A 17912-nucleotide genomic window follows, 5' to 3' on the forward strand; every position below is an offset into this window, starting at 1 on the left:
TGACGACCTGGCAGTTGTCCGGCATGTGCGCGTCCATCTGCAGGAAGTCGGTCGGCGGGTAGAACGGTACGGCCGCCTGGACGGCGCTGGACGGTCCGCGTGGGCCGACGTCGCCCTCCAGCACCGGGATGTTCCCGGTGACGGCGGCCATCGCCGTGGTCCAGCCGCCGGACGAGTCGCCCATGATCGCGACGCGGTCGGGGTCGAGGTGGTACCTCGTCGCGTTCGCGCGCAGCCAGCGGACGGCGCCCTTGATGTCGTACAGCTGGGCCGGGAACCGCGCCTGCCCGCTGGAGGGATCGCCACGCCCGCGACGGCGTATCCGTGCGGGTTGAGCTGTGCGGCCACCTTGTCGGCTCCCGTGCGACCGCTGTCCGCCAGCCAGCCCGAGCCGCGGGTGAAGATCACCAGCGGGACCGGCCGGTCGGACCTGGGGACGTGGAGGTCCAGCAGATGGCCCTGGGTGCCGGGTGGTTGGGCGGGCGCGTAGGCGAGATCCTTGATGACCTCCACGTCCGTGGCCGCCCGCGCGGGGGAGGGAGCGGCGGCCCCCGCGGCCGTGATCAGAGCCACGGCCGCGGCTGCCGCCGCCAGGGCCCGGGGGAGACGCCTCTGGGGGGACCGCATACGCAGAAACATGCCAACTCCGCTTCGAGTGGGTGGAACAGCGCACGTACGGCGGCCACCCGGCCCTTGGCTCCGGCGGCCGGACGGCGACGGGGGTGGGCCGGGCCAGGCCGTAGCGGTCCGCGACCGCGTCCGCCTTCTCGCGCTCGCCGCGCGCCAGCAGCACGCCGGGCGACTCGGGCAACAGCTTGAGCAGCAGCGGTACGGCGATCACGGCCGGCAGCACGCCCGCCCAGAACACCCAGCGCCAGCCCGCGGCCGGAGCCAGGCTCAGGCCGAGCCCGGTCGCCGCCATGCCCCCGAAGTGGTACGACGTCATGAGCAGGCCGGTGGTGAGGGCGGCCCGGCGCGGTGGCGCGAACTCCATCACCATCGCCAGGCACAGCGGCATGAGCCCGCCGAGGCCGAGCCGGCGACGAACCGGCCCGCTCCGAACGCGCCGATGCCTCCGGCCACGGCGCAGATCACCGAGCCGACGGAGAACAACGACACGCTCGCCACCAGCATCAGCCGTCGGCCCGGCCAGTCGGTGAGGTTACCGGCGGTGAGCACGCCGATGAGCATGCCGAACGTGGTCCAGCTGCCGATGGTGCCGGCGGTGGCCGGCACCAGCCCGAGCTCAGGGTCGTCGAGCATGTGCGGCATGACGGCGCCGTAGATGTTGACGTCCATGCCGTCGAAGAAGACGGCCAGCCAGCACAGGGCCAGGTAGAGGCCGATCGCATCCGGCTATTCGGCTATTCGGCCAGGGTCGTGCGAGGTCGCGCCGCAGAGGGATGCGTGCTGTCCTGAAACCAGCTGCAGGAGTACACGCCTATGCGTCACAGCCGGACTTCCGCTTTCGCATCCGCCCGGTCGCCCGCGCCGACCGGAGCGCGCGGCGGCCTGCTGCCGAGGCGGGACCTCGCCGCTGCCTGGTTCCTGGTCGTGTTGATCGCAGTGCCGGCCTGGGCGCTGGCGATCGGGCAGGCCCGGGACATGGGGGTCGAGCCCGGCACGATGGGGATGGCCCTGCCGCTGTTCCTGCTGCTGTGGGTGACGATGATGGCGGCCATGATGCTGCCGTCCATGGCGCCGGTGGCCATCACGTGGGTAAGGGGGATCGGCCGGCAGTCTTCCGGCTGGACGCGCACCGTGCGCACCGTCGAGTTCGTGGGCGGGTATCTGCTGGTCTGGACCGCCTTCGGACTGCTCGCATACGCGGCTCTGGCCCTCACCGGCGGCCTGGTGGGCGACCATGCGACCGCCGGGCGCTGGATCGGCGCGGTGGCCTTCCTGCTCGCGGGCCTGTATCAGCTCGGCCCCCTCAAGTACGTCTGTCTGCGGCACTGCCGCGACCCCATGAGTCACCTGGTGCGCTACGCCGGGTTCCCGCAGCCGGCCCGTGACCTTCGGGTGGGTGTTCATCACGGCGCCTACTGTGTCGGCTGCTGCGCGGGACTGATGGTCGTCCTGATCCCGCTCGGCGTGATGAACGTGGCGGCGATGGCTGCACTGGCCGTGGTGATCTTCGTGGAGAAACTGTGGTCCCACGGCCCGCTGCTCGCATGGGCGGTGGGCATCGCGTTTCTCGTGCTGGCCGTGATCGCGCCGTTCCAGGACTGGCCGCTGCCGGGACTGCAGGGGTCCATGCCGTCGATGGAGGGCATGTGACTCACCTGGCCCCCGAATCCGTGATGTCCGCCAGGCTGCCCGTCGGCAGCCGAAGAAGCCCGCGCCGGACACGCAGAACAGCACCAGGTAGTTGAACAGCATCCGCAACCAGGTCGCGGCCGTGACGTCGCGTGACGCGATCACCGGGCCCCGGTCCTTGTCGGCCGCGGCGCAGGCGATGGTGCGCCGGTTACCGGTCGCCGGTCGACGACTGCCTGCCGGGCGACGATGGGCCCCGGTGGTCTGGGACGCCTTGCCTCATTTTCGATGATTTTGAACCGGGAGCCCGCTTCGTAGGCCGGAATACGACAGCAGCAAGCAACGGGTTCGTTTCACGGATTCGGCCGGGGAGCAACCGGCCGTGGCACGCTCCCGGTGGGTAAGGCTCCCGCTGGACCGCCCAGCTCTTCAGTCCGGACCGCTCCAGTCGAACGGGAAGTGTTTGCTCGACTTCCCCGAGCGTTCCCAGGAGAAGCCGAATGCCTCGGCTCGGTCGACAGTGGCCCGTCCCCAGGTGGCGACCTGGCCGGGTCCGACCTCGGCGCCCGGGGCGTTGTGGACCTGGACGCGTGCGCCGTCCGGCGTCGTCGGGCCGGTGAGTGCCTCGGCGGCGGCCGTGACCTTGCCGGGAATCTCGGCTCGCCAGGTGTCGAGGTCCTCGTCGATCTCGACGTGGATGGGGGCGAAGTCCATGCCGCGCATCTCGGGGTGGAACATCTCACCGAACTGCGCCGGCCATCCGCCCGCCTCACCGCCGAAGATGGCCCCGAGTGCACCGCGCTGCTGTTCGTCGGCTCGTTCGTCGAGGAAGACCGCGGCGTACGGGTCGGTGTGCGTGCCGGCCCAAGGGTTGCCGACGAAGGAGCCGAGCATCAGGACGTTGAGATCGTCGAGCCGCACGTCGCCGAAGCTGCCTTCCCGGATGTGCCAGACAAGCACGCCTTCGCAGTCGCCGTAGGTCGGGGGCTGTGCAAACGTGCAGGGGCACGGTATGGCGCACTTGCACACATCGAACCAATCACCGGTCAGGCGCCAACGCGTACCGGTAGTGACCTGCTGTGCCATCTCGCTTCCCTCCTGCCGAGCCCCAGGGAGCTCACTCGGAGTGGCGAGACCGCGTGTCCCGAACCCGCTCGCGGGATCGCGAGGCGGCCTCCCTTCCAGCTTGCACCTCACGTCCCGGCCGGGGAAACCCGGCCACCGCGGAGCTCAGGTGCGAAGTTCTGGAGCACACCCCACTTGGCCATCGAAAGGGAAGTGGTGCGATACGAGGTGCCGGCGAAGGACGTCGTACGTGTGCGGGCCGACGTAGCCGGGTTCGGACTGCCGAACGAGGGCCCTTTGGCCCGGCGCGCCAACGGGAACGGCGGCCACGGCCTCCGGGGGAGTGGGCGGGGACCGCCGCTGAGGATTTCGGCCGAGCGCGGCGGTGGTCAACGCCAGTCGTCGATCACATACGCGTCGGGGTGGCTGTACCCGGGTTCGTTGGGCCTGTGCATGGTCACGCCCTGCAACCAGGTGCGGAAACCGCGGTCGATCATGCGCTGGTAGGCATCCGGGCGACCCAGGTTCATGCCGGCGTCCAGTTGCCCCAGCCCGCGCTCGGCGGCCAGCCGCTCGCATGCGTCGAGCAGTCGCTCGAACCGGTCGGCGGCCTCCGGACCAGGACGTACGGCACCGAATTTGACGAAGCACACGTCCAAGCCGGCCTCCGTCCCGGTTCCGCAGTGGCAGACGGCCAGGCCGTCGAGCTCGGAGCCGGCGCCATGGAGCAGGATGGTGTCACCGAGTCCCTGCGCGTGCGCAGCCACGATCTCGCGTTCCAGGCTCAGGCCCTCGTACACGGCTCCGGTCAGCGCGCGACAGAGGCTCAGTGCGTCGGGCCGCTCGGCGGCGGGCAGTTCGCCATAGAGCACCCGGCCGGGGACTGACGCACCGTCTGTGACCTGCTTCTTCATGATGGCTGTGAGGAATCGAGGCCAGAAACCGTACCGGCGGTAGAGCTCAAGATGCTTGGGACTGTGCGCGAAGGTGAACAGGCCGAGGTGGCGGTTCCCCCAGGCGTCGAAGCAGTCGATGACCGGCTCCATCAGACGCCTGCCGATGCCCTGGTCCCACAGATCCGGACGTACGGTCAGCGGTCCGAAAAACCCGACGCTGCCCCAGTTGGCGGCGAAGTTCGATGCGACTACTTCGCCCTCGACCGTCGCCGCGAAGGCCGCCTGTGGATCGGCCGCCCAGCGGGTGCGGACGTAGTCGACGGTTCCGAACGGATCAGGTGCCCCCAGGAAGGTCCCGAAGGCGCCCCTGCAGATCTCGTCGGCCCGATCCAGGTCCGCCTCATCCAGCAGGCGGACTGATACCGGGGCCGCGCCACTCTTGCGCTCCGCTGCTGGTGGGACCATCACTCTCTCCTTCCTGCCTCCGTTCCATCGCACCACGGAGGTGCGCCGCAGGCGAGATGAACGGTCCGGCGACACCCTCGAGGATCGAGCACCAAGCCGGTCAACCTTGCCTGTCCGCGGGAACCGCAGCAGGTAGCCGGCGGCCTCTGTGGCACAACCTTGGCGAAGCCGCCGAGAGGTGCGTTGCAGACCACCGCGGCTGATTACCGAACTGGGCGCCCGGGCCACCAGGGTGGGTCCAGGAGCCCAAAGAACCCACGGACACTCCGGGCTCTCCGTGGCCTTGGAACAGCTCCGCCTCAAGGCCGTCTTGGCCCATTGTCCCGAGCCGCATGCGCTCTCCGGACATGTCCGGTCCTTCGCCCGGATTCTCACCGAGCGCCAGGGCCACCGGCTCCCTGAGTGGCTCGCCGCGCCGTCGGGCGGTAGCGAGGATACGGGCGCGGTGGGAACGCGCATTGCGTCGCAGCGGGTCGCGGACGAAAGGCTTTGGCGCGGCGGTCGATCCCTTGTCAGTCGAGGTCAGGCAGCGGGCGCCAGGCCACGTCGCGGGCGTCCTCCGGCGGGACGCCGAGCATACGCAGCAGCATCTCGGCCAGGTTCGAGGCCGCCTCGTCCCCGTCGAGATCCGGGCGGGCGAACCGCAGTTCCACCAGCGCCAGGAGGGAGCCGCCCAGGGCGGTCAGGGCGGCGGTCGGGTCCCCCGTGGCGAAACGGCCGGAGGCGATGCCGACCTCCAGGTCCCGCACGGCGCGCGAAGCCAGGCCCGAGTCGGAGTGGATGTGACCGAGGCCGCGATGGCGCAGGACCTGCATGAGTTCCGGTCGGGAGTCGGCCAGGCGCGCGCTGAGGCGAAAGCCCGCCGCGACGAGTTCCGCCGGGTCGTCGACGTCCCGCAGGTGCTCGTCGAAGGTCTGGCCGAGCTCTTCGAGGGCGTCCACGACGGCCGCGTCGAACAGCTCCGCCTTCGATTCGAAGTGGTTGTAGAAGGAGCCGAAGCCCACGTCGGCGCGTTCGGCGATCGCCTGGATGCTGGCGCTGGTGTCGCCGGTGTCGGCAAGGATCTGCCGGGCCGCGCGGACGAGCGCCTGACGGGTCTCGGCGCGGCGCCGTTCGAAGCGGTTACGGGGCGGGGCTGATGTCGGCATACGCGTGAGTCTACCCGCGAGAGCCGTTACGCCACAGTTCTGATGAACCAATCAGTGCAACTCTGATGAGATTATCACTTGTATCCGATGCCGCTATTGACGATCTAAGCGTCAAGCTTGATGATTTCCTCATTACGGCAATGTTGCTTGGAGGACACCATGTCCGAAACCCGCGTCAACGCAGTCGGCGTCACGGACGCCAGGACGGCCCATCAGGACCTCCACAGTGAGCAAGGCGCCCTGCGCGGCGAACACCCCGGACGGTCCCGCAACCCGGTGATCAAGGTCGCCGGCCTGGCCTGGCTGGAGTTCGAGAAGCCCGACCTGGACCGGGCCGAGGTGTTCGCCTGCGACTTCGGCTTCCAGATCGCCGCCCGCGCGGAGCGGGAACTGTGGCTGCGCGGCACCTTCGCCGGCTCACCGTGCGTGGTGATCCGCAAGGGGCGTGCCAGCACCTTCATCGGCCCGGCGTTCCGCGCGGCCGAGCGCGCCGACCTGGACCGGCTGGCCCGCGCCACCGGCACCGACGTGCGCGACACGGACGTCCCCGGCGGCGGAAGGGGTGTCGACCTGCTCGATCCCTCCGGCTTCCCCGTGCGCGTGGTGCACTGCGGCGAGGATCTGGCGGCGCTGCCCGAACAGCGGCCGCTCGAGCTCAACTTCGGCGCGGAACATCGTCGCAGGAACGTCACACAGCGGCCGCCCCGGGAGCCGTCCCGCATCCAGCGGCTGGGCCATGTGGTGCTGGAGACGAGGGTGTTCGCCCGCGCTCTGGACTGGTATCTCGACACGCTCGGGATGATCGTGTCCGACTTCCTGTTCCTGGACGGGCAGCGCGACCGCGGCCCGACGATGGCCTTCATCCGCTGCGACCAGGGCAGCCGTCCCGCGGACCACCACACCCTCGCGATGCACCTCGGCCCCGGCAACGGCTACGTCCACTCCGCCTACCAGATCACCGACCTCGACTCGATCGCCGCCGGCGGCGAGTACCTGGCCGAGCGCGGTTACCAGCGCAGCTGGGGCATCGGACGGCACATCCACGGCAGTCAGCTGTTCGACTACTGGCGCGACCCCGACCGCCTCATGCTGGAGCACTTCGCCGACGGCGACCTGTTCTCCTGCGACGTCGAACCCGGCTGGGCGCCCATGTCGACCAGCGGCCTCGCCCAGTGGGGCCCGCCGGCCTCCCGCGACTTCCTCGGCGCCGGCCCCTCGCCGCAACGGGTCCGCGACGTCATCCAGGCCCTGCGCGGCGACAACGAAATGGACCCCGCGCGCCTCCTGGGCCTGCTCAAGGCCGCCAACTCCTGACCCCCGCACCCCTCACGAAGGCACTGACATGAGCACCAACGTCCTGCGCACCGCCGACGGCTGGTGGGTGGTGCGCGACGCGCACGCCGTCCACATCGACACCAATGCCGTCACCACCGCCGAGCTGCTGGCCGACCGGGCCGCCGTCACAGCGGCCGCCGACTCGGGCGAGGCGGGTACGCCCGTGGCCGACCTGGTCGCCCTGTCCCCCGTCACCACTCCCTGCCGGGTGGTCGCCCAGATGGTCAACTACCGCAGCCACGCCCGCGACTCGGGCTTCACCGGCGACATCCCGCCCGCCTTCTTCCGCAAGGCGTCCGGCTCGGTCAGCGGCCCCCACCAGGGCATCGTCCGCCCGCAGCACGTGAGGTTCCTCGACTACGAGATCGAGCTCGGCCTGGTCATGGGCGCGCCCCTTCCGGTCGGCACGGTCGTGGAGGAGCGGGACCTTCCCGCCTACGTCGCCGGTCTCGTGCTCACCAACGACGTCAGCGCCCGTGAGGTCCAGCTGGTCAAGACGCAGTTCTACGAGAGCAAGTCGTACCCGACCTTCACGCCCACCGGCCCCTTCCTGGCCCTGCTGGAGCCCGAGGACTTCGCTCACCTCCTCGACCTGCGGCTGAAGCTGTCCGTCAACGGTGACCTGCGCCAGGACCGCACCCTGGCCGACATGATCGTCCGCCCGGCGCGGGCGCTGACCCTGCTCGCCCGCTTCCAGACCCTGGCCCCCGGCGATCTGCTGCTGACCGGCACCCCCGGCGGCACGGCTCTGAAGGCTCCGCCGAAGGCCGTGGAGAAGATCGGCGCGCTCCTGCCGCCCGCGCTGAAGTGGAAGGTGTTCTTCAGGAACCAGGCCAAGAACCCACGCTACCTGCACCAGGGCGACCTGATCACCGCGACGATCGCCACGCCGGACGGGCGGATCGACCTGGGTGAGCAGCGCACCCCCGTCACCGACGCGAAATGACCGACGCGAACCGATCCCCGAAGTGAGCCGCACATGACCGCCGACCAGGCCGCCGGACCACGGGACACCGCGCCCGGGCCGGAACACGTACCCGTGGTGATCGTCGGAGCCGGACCCGTGGGCGTGACCGCCGCCCTCCTGCTGGCCCGGCGTGGCGTGAGGACCGTCGTCCTCGAACGCCACCATGACGTCTACCCCCTGCCCCGCGCCGTCGCCACCGACGACGAGGTGCGCCGCATCCTCCAGGCCGCGGGGGTGCAGGAGGAGTTCGCGGCGATCGCCCGGCCCGCGCGGGGGCTGCGGCTGCTGGACGCCCGGCACCGGGTGATGGCCGAGTTCCCGCGCGCCGCGCAGGGAGCCCACGGCTTCCCGCAGACGAGTATGTTCGACCAGCCCGAACTGGAACGGGTGCTCCGCGACGCCCTCGCTCGCACCCCGGAGTGCGAGCTGCGCGGCGGCGTGGAAGTCACCGGCGTGGAACAGGACGGCGACGGTCCGGCCCGGGTGACCTACCGCGACGACGAGGGCGAACACCTTCTGCGGGCGGACGCCGTCCTCGGCTGCGACGGTGCGAACAGCCTCACCCGCGACGCCATCGGTGCCACGTGGGAGGACCTGCGCTTCGAAGAACGCTGGACGGTCATCGACGTGCGCACCAGCCTCCCGGTCCGCTGCTGGGAAGGTGTCGAGCAGATCTGCGATCCGCGGCGGCCGGCGACGTTCATGCGCATCAGCGAGGACCGCTACCGCTGGGAGTTCCGGCTGGAGGACGACGCGGCGCCGGACCACGAGCGGCTGCGGGAGCTGACCGCCCCCTGGGTGGACCTCGCGCCCGGCGCCGACTTCGAACTGGTGCGGCAGGCGCAGTACACCTTCCGGGCCCGTATCGCGGACCGCTGGAGCCGCGGCCGGGTCTTCCTCCTCGGCGACGCCGCGCACCAAACCCCGCCGTTCATTGGGCAGGGCCTGTGCGCGGGCCTGCGCGACGCCTACAACCTCTCCTGGAAGCTTGCCCGCGCCCTCCGACAGGGCGCCGATGATCGGCTGTTGGAGACGTACGAAAGTGAACGCAAGCCGCACGCCCGCCATGTGATACGGCTCGCGGTCGCCATGGGCTGGGCCATGACCGGCGGCCAGGACGGCGCCGCAGTCATCCGCCGTGGCGTCCTGAGCGCCGCCGTCCGCGTCCCCGGTCTGAGTACGGCGGCCGCACGCGACCTCAGTCCCGCCCTGAGCGCGGGGCCGCTCGTACGCCGTCGGCCCCGCCGGGGCGGCCGCGGTCTCGTGGGTACCTTCTGCCCCCAGCCGTGGGTGACTGTCGACGGACGTCGCGCCCGCCTCGACGACCTGCTCGGCGGCTCCTTCACCGTGCTGACCGCCGTGCCCTCGCCCTCGCTGCGGGCGGTCGCCGACGGCCTGGGTGCCCGGACCGTTCCCGTGGCCGGCCTCGGCGACGACGGCCGCCTCGCCGCCTGGCTGCGTGAGGGACGGGCGGACGCCGTACTGCTGCGGCCGGACCGCGTGGTGATGGACATCGTCCCGGTCGGCGGCCGCGACTTCACCGACACCGCCGACTGGGCGTCCCTGCTGCACACCACACGAAGCCCCCTCCCTTCCCAACAATTCGTTGAGAAAATCCTGTTGAGGAGCACGACGCGATGACCACGCCGTACCCGGACCCCTTCTTCACACCCGACCCGCGGACCGCGGCCACCAGCCGCATCGTGGACTTCGGCCGCTGGGCCTCCCAGCACTGGGGAGTCGACGCCGACCTCACCGACTACGCCGCACTGCATCACTGGTCGGTCACCGACCTGGAGGGCTTCTGGGGCGCGGTGTGGGAGTACTTCGACATCGAGGGGTGGACGCCGTACGAGCGGGTGCTGGAGGACGAGCGGATGCCCGGCGCCCGCTGGTTTTCCGGTGCCGGCCTCAACTACGCCCACCACGCCCTGCGCAACCTCGCGGACGACGACGTGGCGATCGTGGCCCTCGACGAGACCGGCTCGGGATACGAGGTCACCGGGGCGCGACTGCGCGCCCAGGTCGCATCCGTCGCCGCGACATTGCGCGACCTCGGCGTGGGGCTCGGCGACCGGGTCGTCGGCTACCTTCCCAACACCCCGCACGCGATCGTGGCGTTCCTGGCCGCGTCGAGCCTGGGCGCCGTCTGGTCCGTATGCGGGCAGGACTACGCTCCCAAGGCGGCCGCCGACCGCTTCGCGCAGCTCGAACCCACCGTCCTGATCGCCGCGGACGGCTACCTGTTCAACGGCACCGCCCATGACCGCCGCGACGCCACCCTCGAACTGGCCGCTTCACTGCCGACGTTGAAGGCCACTCTGCTGGTCGACCACGTCGGCCTGCCCTGGCCCTCGCGGGACTACCCCTCGCTGGTCATGCCATGGGAGGACGCCGCCACCCGCACCGAGCAACTGGCCTGCACACCCGTGCCGTTCGACCACCCCCTGTGGGTCGTCTTCTCCTCCGGCACCACCGGCCTGCCCAAGGGCATCGTCCACGGCCACGGCGGCGTCCTCATCGAGCACCTCAAGACCCTCGGCCTGCACTCCGACCTCGGCCCCGGCGACCGCCTCCTGTGGTACACCACCACCCACTGGATGATGTGGAACCTGGTTGTCTCCACCCTCCTGGCCGGCGCCACCACCTGCACCTACGACGGCAGCCCCGCCCCGCTCACCCGCCCCGACGTCCTGTGGGAACTGGCCTCTCGCCACCGCGTCACCGTCTTCGGCACAAGTCCCGAATACCTGCTCGGCATGGCCAAGTTCGGTATCGACCCGTCCGTGCACGACCTGTCGTCGATCCGCGTCGTCGGCTGCACCGGCTCCGCGCTGCCGGCCTCCGCCTACCCGTGGGTCCGCGACCACGTCGGCGGCCATGTCCTGCTCGCCTCCATCAGCGGCGGCACCGACATCGTCTCCGGCTTCGCCGGCAGCGCGCCCAACACACCGGTTTGGGCGGGCGAACTGTCGGCCCCGCACCTGGGTGTGGCACTCGCCGCGTACGACGCGGAAGGCAGGCCGGTCGTCGACCAGGTAGGCGAGCTGGTCGTCACCCGCCCCATGCCGTCGATGCCGCTGTCCTTCTGGAACGACCCCGACGGCGCCCGCTACCACGACGCCTACTACTCCGCGTACCCCGGTGTGTGGCGGCACGGCGACTGGATCACCCACACCTCCCACGGCTCGGTGATCGTCCACGGTCGCTCCGACAGCACGTTGAACCGCAACGGCGTACGGCTCGGCAGCGCCGACATCCACTGGGTGGCCTCGGGGCGCCCGCCGAAGCCTCCGACAGCAGAAGCTGTCAAAACCGGCGGGACGCGGTGCGCGGCGCACGCCGTCAAGCGCGCCGCTTCCGCTTCTGTCACCGCCCGCCGTCTGGCCGCTGCCGTGCTCGCGGCGGGCGCTCTGGTCTCGACGGCGGCGCTGCCGGCGTCCGCTGCGACCACGCCCGTGCGCAGCACCCGAAGGTGGAGATCTCTGCCGTCCAGTACGACTCCCCGGGACGTGACGACCGCTCGAACCGGTCGCTGAACAAGGAGTGGGTGGAACTCACCAACGCCACCCGCCAGGCGGTCAGCCTCGACGGCTGGACCTTGAAGGACGCCTCCGGCCACACCTACCTGCGACCACTACCGTCTGGCCGGCCGCGCCACGGTCCGCGGCCACACCGGTGAGGGCCGCGACACCCGCACCGACCTGTACCCAGACCGCCGCGCCTATGTGTGGAACAGCGACCACGACACCGCCACCCTGTGCAACGACCGCAGCCGCTTCGTCGACGACGAGTCCGGCATTTCGGGCGCCATGCCTGCGGTTTCCGGCTTTGCCACCCCGGCGGCTGCCTGCGGTCCTCAGAGCGGAACCGGTACTGGCGATACGTGGTTGAGGCCAGCGAGGGCCTCATACCTGGGCAGCCCGTCATCCACAAGAGGGGTGACGGCGTGCACCCGCCAGCGGAGCTGGGTAACCCCTCCGAGGGGCGTGGTAAAGCTAGAAAGCAAAGATTCGGCCGCTCGGCTGAGAGGGAACACCTGCGAGAATATGACTCATGGCAAGTGGTGCTATGAGTGCGATCTAGTGTCGATGGAAAGAAGCGCTAATCGAGCTACATCGCGGATGTGAAGCACAAGTCAACGGTCAGGGTCCGGAACGTCGACCATTCAAGTGGCCGGGTGGTGAAGGGGGAGACTTCCTGTGTCAACTCAACACAAGGTGCGGAATACGCCTGCTATGCTTATTACGATAATGCATAAATGCGTCCGCCATGGTGAGGGTTGATCTCCCTCGGGTGGGGCATTGTTCCGGGCGCGCATGGGCCCGGAGTAATGCCCCATTTGGACCGGAAGGGGAGAGAGTGAACTTTTGGGGTGCTCGGGCCGCGTCGTTTGCGGTGCCACTCGGGCTTGGCTTGTTGCTTGGCCTGATAGGGCCTATCACTGAGCATTGGGGCGGCCGTCCAGGTGCGGCCGTGGGCGCCGTTTTCACCGGTGGGTGGCCGTGGGCCTGTTACGCATTTCTGGTGGGTTATTTCCGCCGGTCTAAAATCGAATCGGTTGTTCTCGCGCCTCTGGGGCTGGCTATCGGTGTCGTGACCTACTACCTGACTAAGGGAAGCCTGGCCTCCCTGGATGGACTGGATTCCTCAGGTGCGGGATCATCCGGAATTGCCCTCTGGGGTGTGCTGGCCTTCTTCTTCGGAGCACCCCTTGGGCTCCTGGGGAACCTCGCACAGGTGCCGGGCATCGGCGGCCTCTTCTTCCGGCTGCTTGTTCCCTTGGTGGCTTTTTATGAGACTTCCATGCGTCTGGAGACGGAGTGGCGCGGGCCGAGTCAGGTTGTTCTGGGTACCTGGACCACCGTTCGGTTCATGGCTGTTGCCGTTGCGGTCGCTCTGGTGGGCCACACGGTCTGGGGTTGGTGGAGGTCTCGCCGTATTCGTTCCGCCGGGGTGGGCGTTGGCTAGTCCCAGGTCAGCAAAGACAGGGCGATGATGCTGCCATAGCCGGTTCCGTCAGCGGTTGGGCATTTGCATCACCGCGTCCGTCAGGGGCTGGATCAAGGCTAAGGCCGGTGCCGACGAGGCAGCCATCGACCAGATCAGGGCGGTACTGGATCTGCTTGAGCCGGCGTTTCACCGTGCGGGTGATCTGGCCGAGGTCGGCCGCGGCGAGGTTGCCCAGGTCTCGCTTGACCAGTGCCCAGATGCCGTCCTGCGTGTTGAGGTCAGGTGCGTAGGTGGGCAGTTGGAAGACGGTGAGCCACTCGGCGTTCGCGTGGATGAACTCGCGTATGCCGGCCGTCAGGTGGAGGCGGACGTTGTCCCAGACCAGGGCGATCGGGCCGCCGAGCTGGATGCGGGCGCGGACGATCAGGTCGCGGATGTCGCGCCAGCCGAAGCCCTTCGGTTCGTCCTTGCGGCCCCGGTACTCGCGGATCCCGTAGATCAGCCGGGACCGCTGGCCTGGTTTGTAGCAGGCCATGCCTGCCATCGACACCCGCCCGGAGCCCCGGCCCCTCACTAGCGCCAGCGCTCCACCGACCGCACATTGTTCCGTAGCGCAGCAGCCATCTCCGCGTCCTTCTGCCCGGCCTCGAAACGCTCCACAGCCCGGAGTCGTAACCGCTCCCGCGCTGTTCTCTCGCCGGCGGTCAGCCCGCCGCCCTGTGCGTACCTCACACTCCAGGGTCACCGGCGCCGACAGGCGGCTGAAGCGGGCACGGCTCAACCGTCCCCGAGGACGAAGGATTCGTGCCAAGCTACGTAGTTTCACGGATGCCTCTGGCCAGGATGATGGGGAGACTTGCCCGGCGCGGGCATCGCCGGACGAGTGTGATCCTTCCGGCGAGCCGGAGACTGCGGCTGCGGCGCCGACGGCTCGACGTGAACTGCCCTCGCGTACACGCTTCGAAGAGATCAACAGAACGGAAGGGGCGACTTGTCTATGCGAACGGGCATCTCCCTCCAGGGGCGTCACAACCCGATGCAATTTTTTCTCTACTTCGTACGTCTGACGATCGAGGTCGATGGAAAGGCCCAGAGCGGTTCTTGGCGCAGCCGCTTCGTACCGCTGGCCCCTGGCGCACATCGGGTCAACGTCTATTTCCGGTACCTGTTCAAGGCCCGTTGCTGCGCGGCCGACGTCACCGTCCAGATCACCGACGGTCAGGAAGTCACGCTGGAGTACCGCGCTCCGCAACTCATGACGTCGGCCGGCCGTCTCGCGGTCGTCCGCTGAATCGCGCCTTCGTTTGTCGGCCGACCGTGGCCAGAACGGCCCTGAGTGGTTGATGGCCGGGGTGCGGGCTTTGACCGCAAAGACGTGACCGGCTGCCCCCCAAGGGCTCGTCGAGTTCGCACCTGAGGGTTACGGGATGCGTCGCACTGTGAAGGGACCTGACGGCAGCGTGCTCGTCCAGTTCACGGGGCGTGAGGGACCCGGCTGCGGGGACTGGCGGATCGAAAAGCTCCACCATGCCGCCGTCGAGCGCGGTGCCGCAAGCGGCGTCACAGACCACCACGACCAAGACCGGGCCGGCGCGCTCGCCGACCGCTGGGAGGACATCACCCGATCCCGAAACTCGACAGCGTGGTCCAACCCACGGCCCTTGGCGGTGGTGTTGGCCCGCGAGGTGCTTGACGGAGACCTGGACCGGCTCGACGCTTTCCTGCGCCCCCACCCGGGCCCGCCGTCGGCGCCGGGGGCACGCTCTGTGGGTGGGTGCTCGGCGAACCCGCCGACCAGGACATGGTCCTGGGAGGAGACCTGGACGAGGTCGGCGCTCGCCCGCTCGCGCCCAGATCCCCGCTTGACGCCTGGGACCTGGCATGTGTGCTGGACGCGGTCGCCGAAACCGCTGACCAGGACGTGGCCCTGGCCCTGGCCGACCGGGCGGAGACACTGATCGATATCGGCGACGGCCATGGTCACGACATTCTGCTGAGGTCCGTGACACTCCTGCTGGCCCGGCGTGGGCAAGTCGAGCGGGCCATGGCCCTCGCCGACCGGCTAGACGCCGATCTGCGGGTGGGGCGGCAGGCGGAGATCGTCGGGGAGCCGGCCTGCTACGGCGACATGGGCAGGGCCGAGGCTCTCGCCCACGCGATCACCGACTGCCGGGCACAGGCCAGGGCGCTGATCGAAGTGGTCCGGGAGCTGGCCCGGCGCGGCGATCCGGACCGGGCCGAGGTCCTCGTCCACTCGATCACCGACCGCTGGGCACAAGGCGAGGCACTGGTCGCAGTCGTCCGGGAGCTGGCCCGGCACGGCGATCCGGGCCGGGCCCCTCACCCGCTCTATCGCCTACCGCGCGACACGAGCCCGCGCGCTGGCCGCACTCGTAGAGCTGTCCGAGCCGTCCCACGCGTGCAGGCTTGTTGCACAGGTCGTGGTTCTCGGCGGCTGGGCCGCTGCCCTGCCGGTCCTGGAGCCGATCGTGCCCCGTTCAGTGGCAGTTGTCGTCGATCAGATGGTGAGCTGATCCGCGGCAAGGTGCGAGAGCTGCCGAGCGGTACGCCACCTCGTCTGCCAGGCCACGGCATCTCAACACACGCACCGGTCGCATCGCCGGAACACCAGGCCGCCGGACAACACACCCCCCGATTGTCACCGTTGATTGCGAGACTCACTCCATGATTTCCAAGTTGCCCCTGGACAGCCCCCGTTGGAGTGACCTTGACGGTGTGGAAGTCGAGGAGGTGAAAGCACTCCTGGAGCAGATGGTCTCCACGGCTGCCACCGGGACCAGCGACGAGTGGAGGCAGACCTGGACATACCTGACCCAAGGCCTGATTGACGACGGAGTCGTCTCCGACGGCGCCTATGCGGCCCTGCCACATATCGTCGAGGCGGCAGCGGCCCTGCCTGCGGAACAGACCGTGGATTTCTGGGTGGACATGGGATTCATCGTGACTGCCGATTACAGGCCCCCCATCCCGGCCGATCTCGAGGCGGGTTTCAGCGGCGCACTGCTTCTGGCCGAGCGGGCGGCCACACAGAGCCTCCTTGCCGCCGGCACGCCCGCGACGGTCTGCGCCCACCTCGCGCTGTGCTGTGCTGCGTTCGCCGGTCACCACACCGCCTCAGCGCTGGGGCGGCTTCTCGATCCCCAGGAAAGCGGCCTCCTGCTTCTGTGTCCCGGGTGCGGGAGTGATACCGAGATCTCCGAGTTCTTCGTGGACCCGGTGCATCCGCCTTTCGAGGCTCCAGGGCTGCCTGATCCCGCCCATGTCCGCCAGGGAGCGCATCTTTGGGGCGAGGTCGCCGCAGCGTTGCAGGAGGAGGCGCTGGGGGAGGGGTGGGAGCCCTTCCTGCGGGTGGCACGCGAAGTCGCGTCGGCGGGAGTACCCCCCGAAATCCCGGGGCAGGCCGTCCTGTGCCTGGTCGCCGGCATGGTCGCGGTCAAGGGCGCCCCGCAACGGGCCGGGAGGGAATGGGCCCGCAAACTGATGTCGCTCACCGGATACTTCCGCTGCTGGGACTGCGAGCGGACATGGACGATCGCTGACGGCCTGGCGGAGAACCCGGACGGTGCGCGCCCCCAGCATCAGCTGACGCGGGTGTGGACGGATACCGACGAGTCGGCTGCCACGGTGGAGTCAACGGCAGCCGGCCGAGCTGGTGAAGCAGCGACCCGGTTCCGGCGGGGCGGGAACGAGCTGCTCGCGGACGACGGCACACCCTGGGGCCGTATATCAGTGTTCTCCGATTCCGCGCCCGGTTCATTCGGGGGTGTCAACTCGTTGACGGTGGTATCCCGCCCCGGTCAGCCAACGCTCGTGGCCGGCGCCGGAGACAGGGGTGTGGTGTGCCTGTGGGATGCGGCCGATGGCCGACTCGTCCATGGACCGCTGCCAGGACATCCTGACCGTGTCTGCTCGATGACGGTCCTGCCCCTGCCCGATGGCCGCATCATTCTGGCGAGCGGAGGCGACACCGGGACGATCGCCCTGTGGGATCCGGTCACCGGGCAGCCGGTTCGTGAACCGGCCGGCAACTGGCCCGGCGGGGTGACCGGAATGTGTACCGCGACCCGACCTGACGGCCGGACCCTGCTCGTCACCGCCACCCCCCGAGGCGCGGTCCGGTCGTGGGATCCAGTCACTGGTGAGCCGGTCGGGCGCCTCAACCCCTATGGCAGTCCGATCCAGTCGATCGCCGCCATCCCGATCTCCGTCGGCCATACGCTGATCGCGGCCGCCGACACCGGGGGCCGAGTTCACGTGTGGGATCCGGCCGTCGACGACCCCTGGGAAGAAGGCGCGGCCGTGCAGCTGAGCGGACGTGCGCTCGAAGATGCCGATCACCGTGCCGCAGCTGTGGCGGCTGTGCCCACACACGGCCGAACCCTGCTGGCTACCGGAGACGACGGCGGCGTGGTCATGCTGTGGGACCTTGCCACCGGCGCCCCGGTGGGCGACGGTCTGCCCGCCTCAACAGGCACCGCCGGCCTGCCGGTCATCACCGCCACCACCCTGCACGGCGGCCGCACTGTCCTGGTCACCGGCAGCGAACACCGTGACAGACTGCGGGTATGGGAACCGGAGACCGGCGCGGTGCAGCACATTGCCCTGGATGTGGCGGTCACCTGCCTGGCCACCGCAGGTCCGGACTTGATCGTCGGACACGACCGTGGAGTCCTCAGACTCCCGCTCACACCGCAGTGAACCGTCCCGGTTCGGTCAAGACTCCGCGCCCCACCCGTTCGAAATACTGGTCACAGCGTCGGCCGGACGGCACTGCACTGCGACCGCCGGCCATCCGGTCGTGTT

General features: G+C 69.5%; 14 protein-coding genes and 1 pseudogene. 10 read left to right on the plus strand and 5 right to left on the minus strand.

What is annotated here, in order from left to right; genetic code table 11:
• Positions 1 to 82 precede the first annotated feature (82 nt).
• Positions 83 to 1299: pseudogene (locus ACIPFH_RS34630) on the minus strand (MFS transporter); the annotation flags it as partial.
• 144 nt (positions 1300 to 1443) lie between these two features.
• Here ACIPFH_RS34630 and ACIPFH_RS34635 point away from each other — a divergent pair.
• The gene (locus tag ACIPFH_RS34635) at positions 1444 to 2280 is read left to right on the plus strand and encodes a DUF2182 domain-containing protein (protein WP_401832896.1); all 837 of its coding nucleotides are present in this window, start codon (positions 1444 to 1446) and stop codon (positions 2278 to 2280) included.
• Positions 2281 to 2688: 408 nt separating this feature from the next.
• On the opposite strand, the gene ACIPFH_RS34640 is transcribed toward ACIPFH_RS34635, so the two are convergent.
• From ACIPFH_RS34640 to ACIPFH_RS34650, 3 genes are all read right to left on the minus strand, one after another.
• Positions 2689 to 3345: a DUF1326 domain-containing protein gene (locus ACIPFH_RS34640; RefSeq protein WP_401832898.1), complete on the minus strand. Its 657-nt coding sequence runs from the start codon at positions 3343 to 3345 to the stop codon at positions 2689 to 2691.
• A 368-nt stretch (positions 3346 to 3713) separates the two neighbouring features.
• Entirely contained in the window at positions 3714 to 4760 is a 1047-nt protein-coding gene (locus ACIPFH_RS34645) for a GNAT family N-acetyltransferase (RefSeq protein ID WP_401832901.1), read from the minus strand.
• A gap of 437 nt (positions 4761 to 5197) precedes the next feature.
• Positions 5198 to 5833, minus strand: coding sequence for a TetR/AcrR family transcriptional regulator (locus ACIPFH_RS34650; RefSeq protein WP_401832903.1), 636 nt, complete (start codon positions 5831 to 5833; stop codon positions 5198 to 5200).
• 159 nt (positions 5834 to 5992) lie between these two features.
• Here ACIPFH_RS34650 and ACIPFH_RS34655 point away from each other — a divergent pair, with 159 nt between their 5' ends.
• The 6 genes from ACIPFH_RS34655 to ACIPFH_RS34680 all read left to right on the plus strand — a co-directional run bounded on the left by ACIPFH_RS34655 (position 5993) and on the right by ACIPFH_RS34680 (position 13106).
• Positions 5993 to 7147 (plus strand): VOC family protein, encoded by a 1155-nt coding sequence (locus ACIPFH_RS34655; RefSeq protein ID WP_401832905.1) that lies wholly within the window; start codon positions 5993 to 5995, stop codon positions 7145 to 7147.
• A 28-nt stretch (positions 7148 to 7175) separates the two neighbouring features.
• Positions 7176 to 8114, plus strand: a complete 939-nt coding sequence (locus tag ACIPFH_RS34660; RefSeq protein WP_401832908.1) for a fumarylacetoacetate hydrolase family protein — start codon at positions 7176 to 7178, stop codon at positions 8112 to 8114.
• A gap of 33 nt (positions 8115 to 8147) precedes the next feature.
• Positions 8148 to 9776: a bifunctional 3-(3-hydroxy-phenyl)propionate/3-hydroxycinnamic acid hydroxylase gene (locus ACIPFH_RS34665; RefSeq protein WP_401832910.1), complete on the plus strand. Its 1629-nt coding sequence runs from the start codon at positions 8148 to 8150 to the stop codon at positions 9774 to 9776.
• A complete protein-coding gene (locus ACIPFH_RS34670) occupies positions 9773 to 11674 on the plus strand; it encodes an acetoacetate--CoA ligase (protein WP_401832911.1) in 1902 nt (633 codons plus the stop codon). Before ACIPFH_RS34665 ends, ACIPFH_RS34670 begins: the two co-directional genes overlap by 4 nt.
• Positions 11611 to 11817 (plus strand): lamin tail domain-containing protein, encoded by a 207-nt coding sequence (locus ACIPFH_RS34675; protein ID WP_401832913.1) that lies wholly within the window; start codon positions 11611 to 11613, stop codon positions 11815 to 11817. The genes ACIPFH_RS34670 and ACIPFH_RS34675 overlap by 64 nt, the downstream gene beginning before the upstream one ends.
• A gap of 794 nt (positions 11818 to 12611) precedes the next feature.
• The gene (locus ACIPFH_RS34680) at positions 12612 to 13106 is read left to right on the plus strand and encodes a hypothetical protein (protein ID WP_401832914.1); all 495 of its coding nucleotides are present in this window, start codon (positions 12612 to 12614) and stop codon (positions 13104 to 13106) included.
• Between the two features lie 7 nt (positions 13107 to 13113).
• Here the strand turns inward: ACIPFH_RS34680 and ACIPFH_RS34685 are convergent, their stop codons facing one another.
• Complete coding sequence (locus tag ACIPFH_RS34685; protein WP_401832915.1) at positions 13114 to 13632, minus strand: transposase; 519 nt, start codon at positions 13630 to 13632, stop codon at positions 13114 to 13116.
• A gap of 453 nt (positions 13633 to 14085) precedes the next feature.
• On the opposite strand from ACIPFH_RS34685, the gene ACIPFH_RS34690 reads away from it, so the two are divergent.
• From ACIPFH_RS34690 to ACIPFH_RS34700, 3 genes are all read left to right on the plus strand, one after another.
• Entirely contained in the window at positions 14086 to 14379 is a 294-nt protein-coding gene (locus ACIPFH_RS34690) for a hypothetical protein (RefSeq protein WP_401832917.1), read from the plus strand.
• 483 nt (positions 14380 to 14862) lie between these two features.
• The gene (locus ACIPFH_RS34695; RefSeq protein WP_401832919.1) at positions 14863 to 15777 is read left to right on the plus strand and encodes a hypothetical protein; all 915 of its coding nucleotides are present in this window, start codon (positions 14863 to 14865) and stop codon (positions 15775 to 15777) included.
• Complete coding sequence (locus ACIPFH_RS34700) at positions 15774 to 17807, plus strand: WD40 repeat domain-containing protein (protein WP_401832922.1); 2034 nt, start codon at positions 15774 to 15776, stop codon at positions 17805 to 17807. The genes ACIPFH_RS34695 and ACIPFH_RS34700 overlap by 4 nt, the downstream gene beginning before the upstream one ends.
• The last annotated feature ends 105 nt before the right edge of the window (positions 17808 to 17912 follow it).

The sequence above is a fragment of the Streptomyces sp. NPDC088157 genome (assembly GCF_044741545.1).
Taxonomy (GTDB): domain Bacteria; phylum Actinomycetota; class Actinomycetes; order Streptomycetales; family Streptomycetaceae; genus Streptomyces.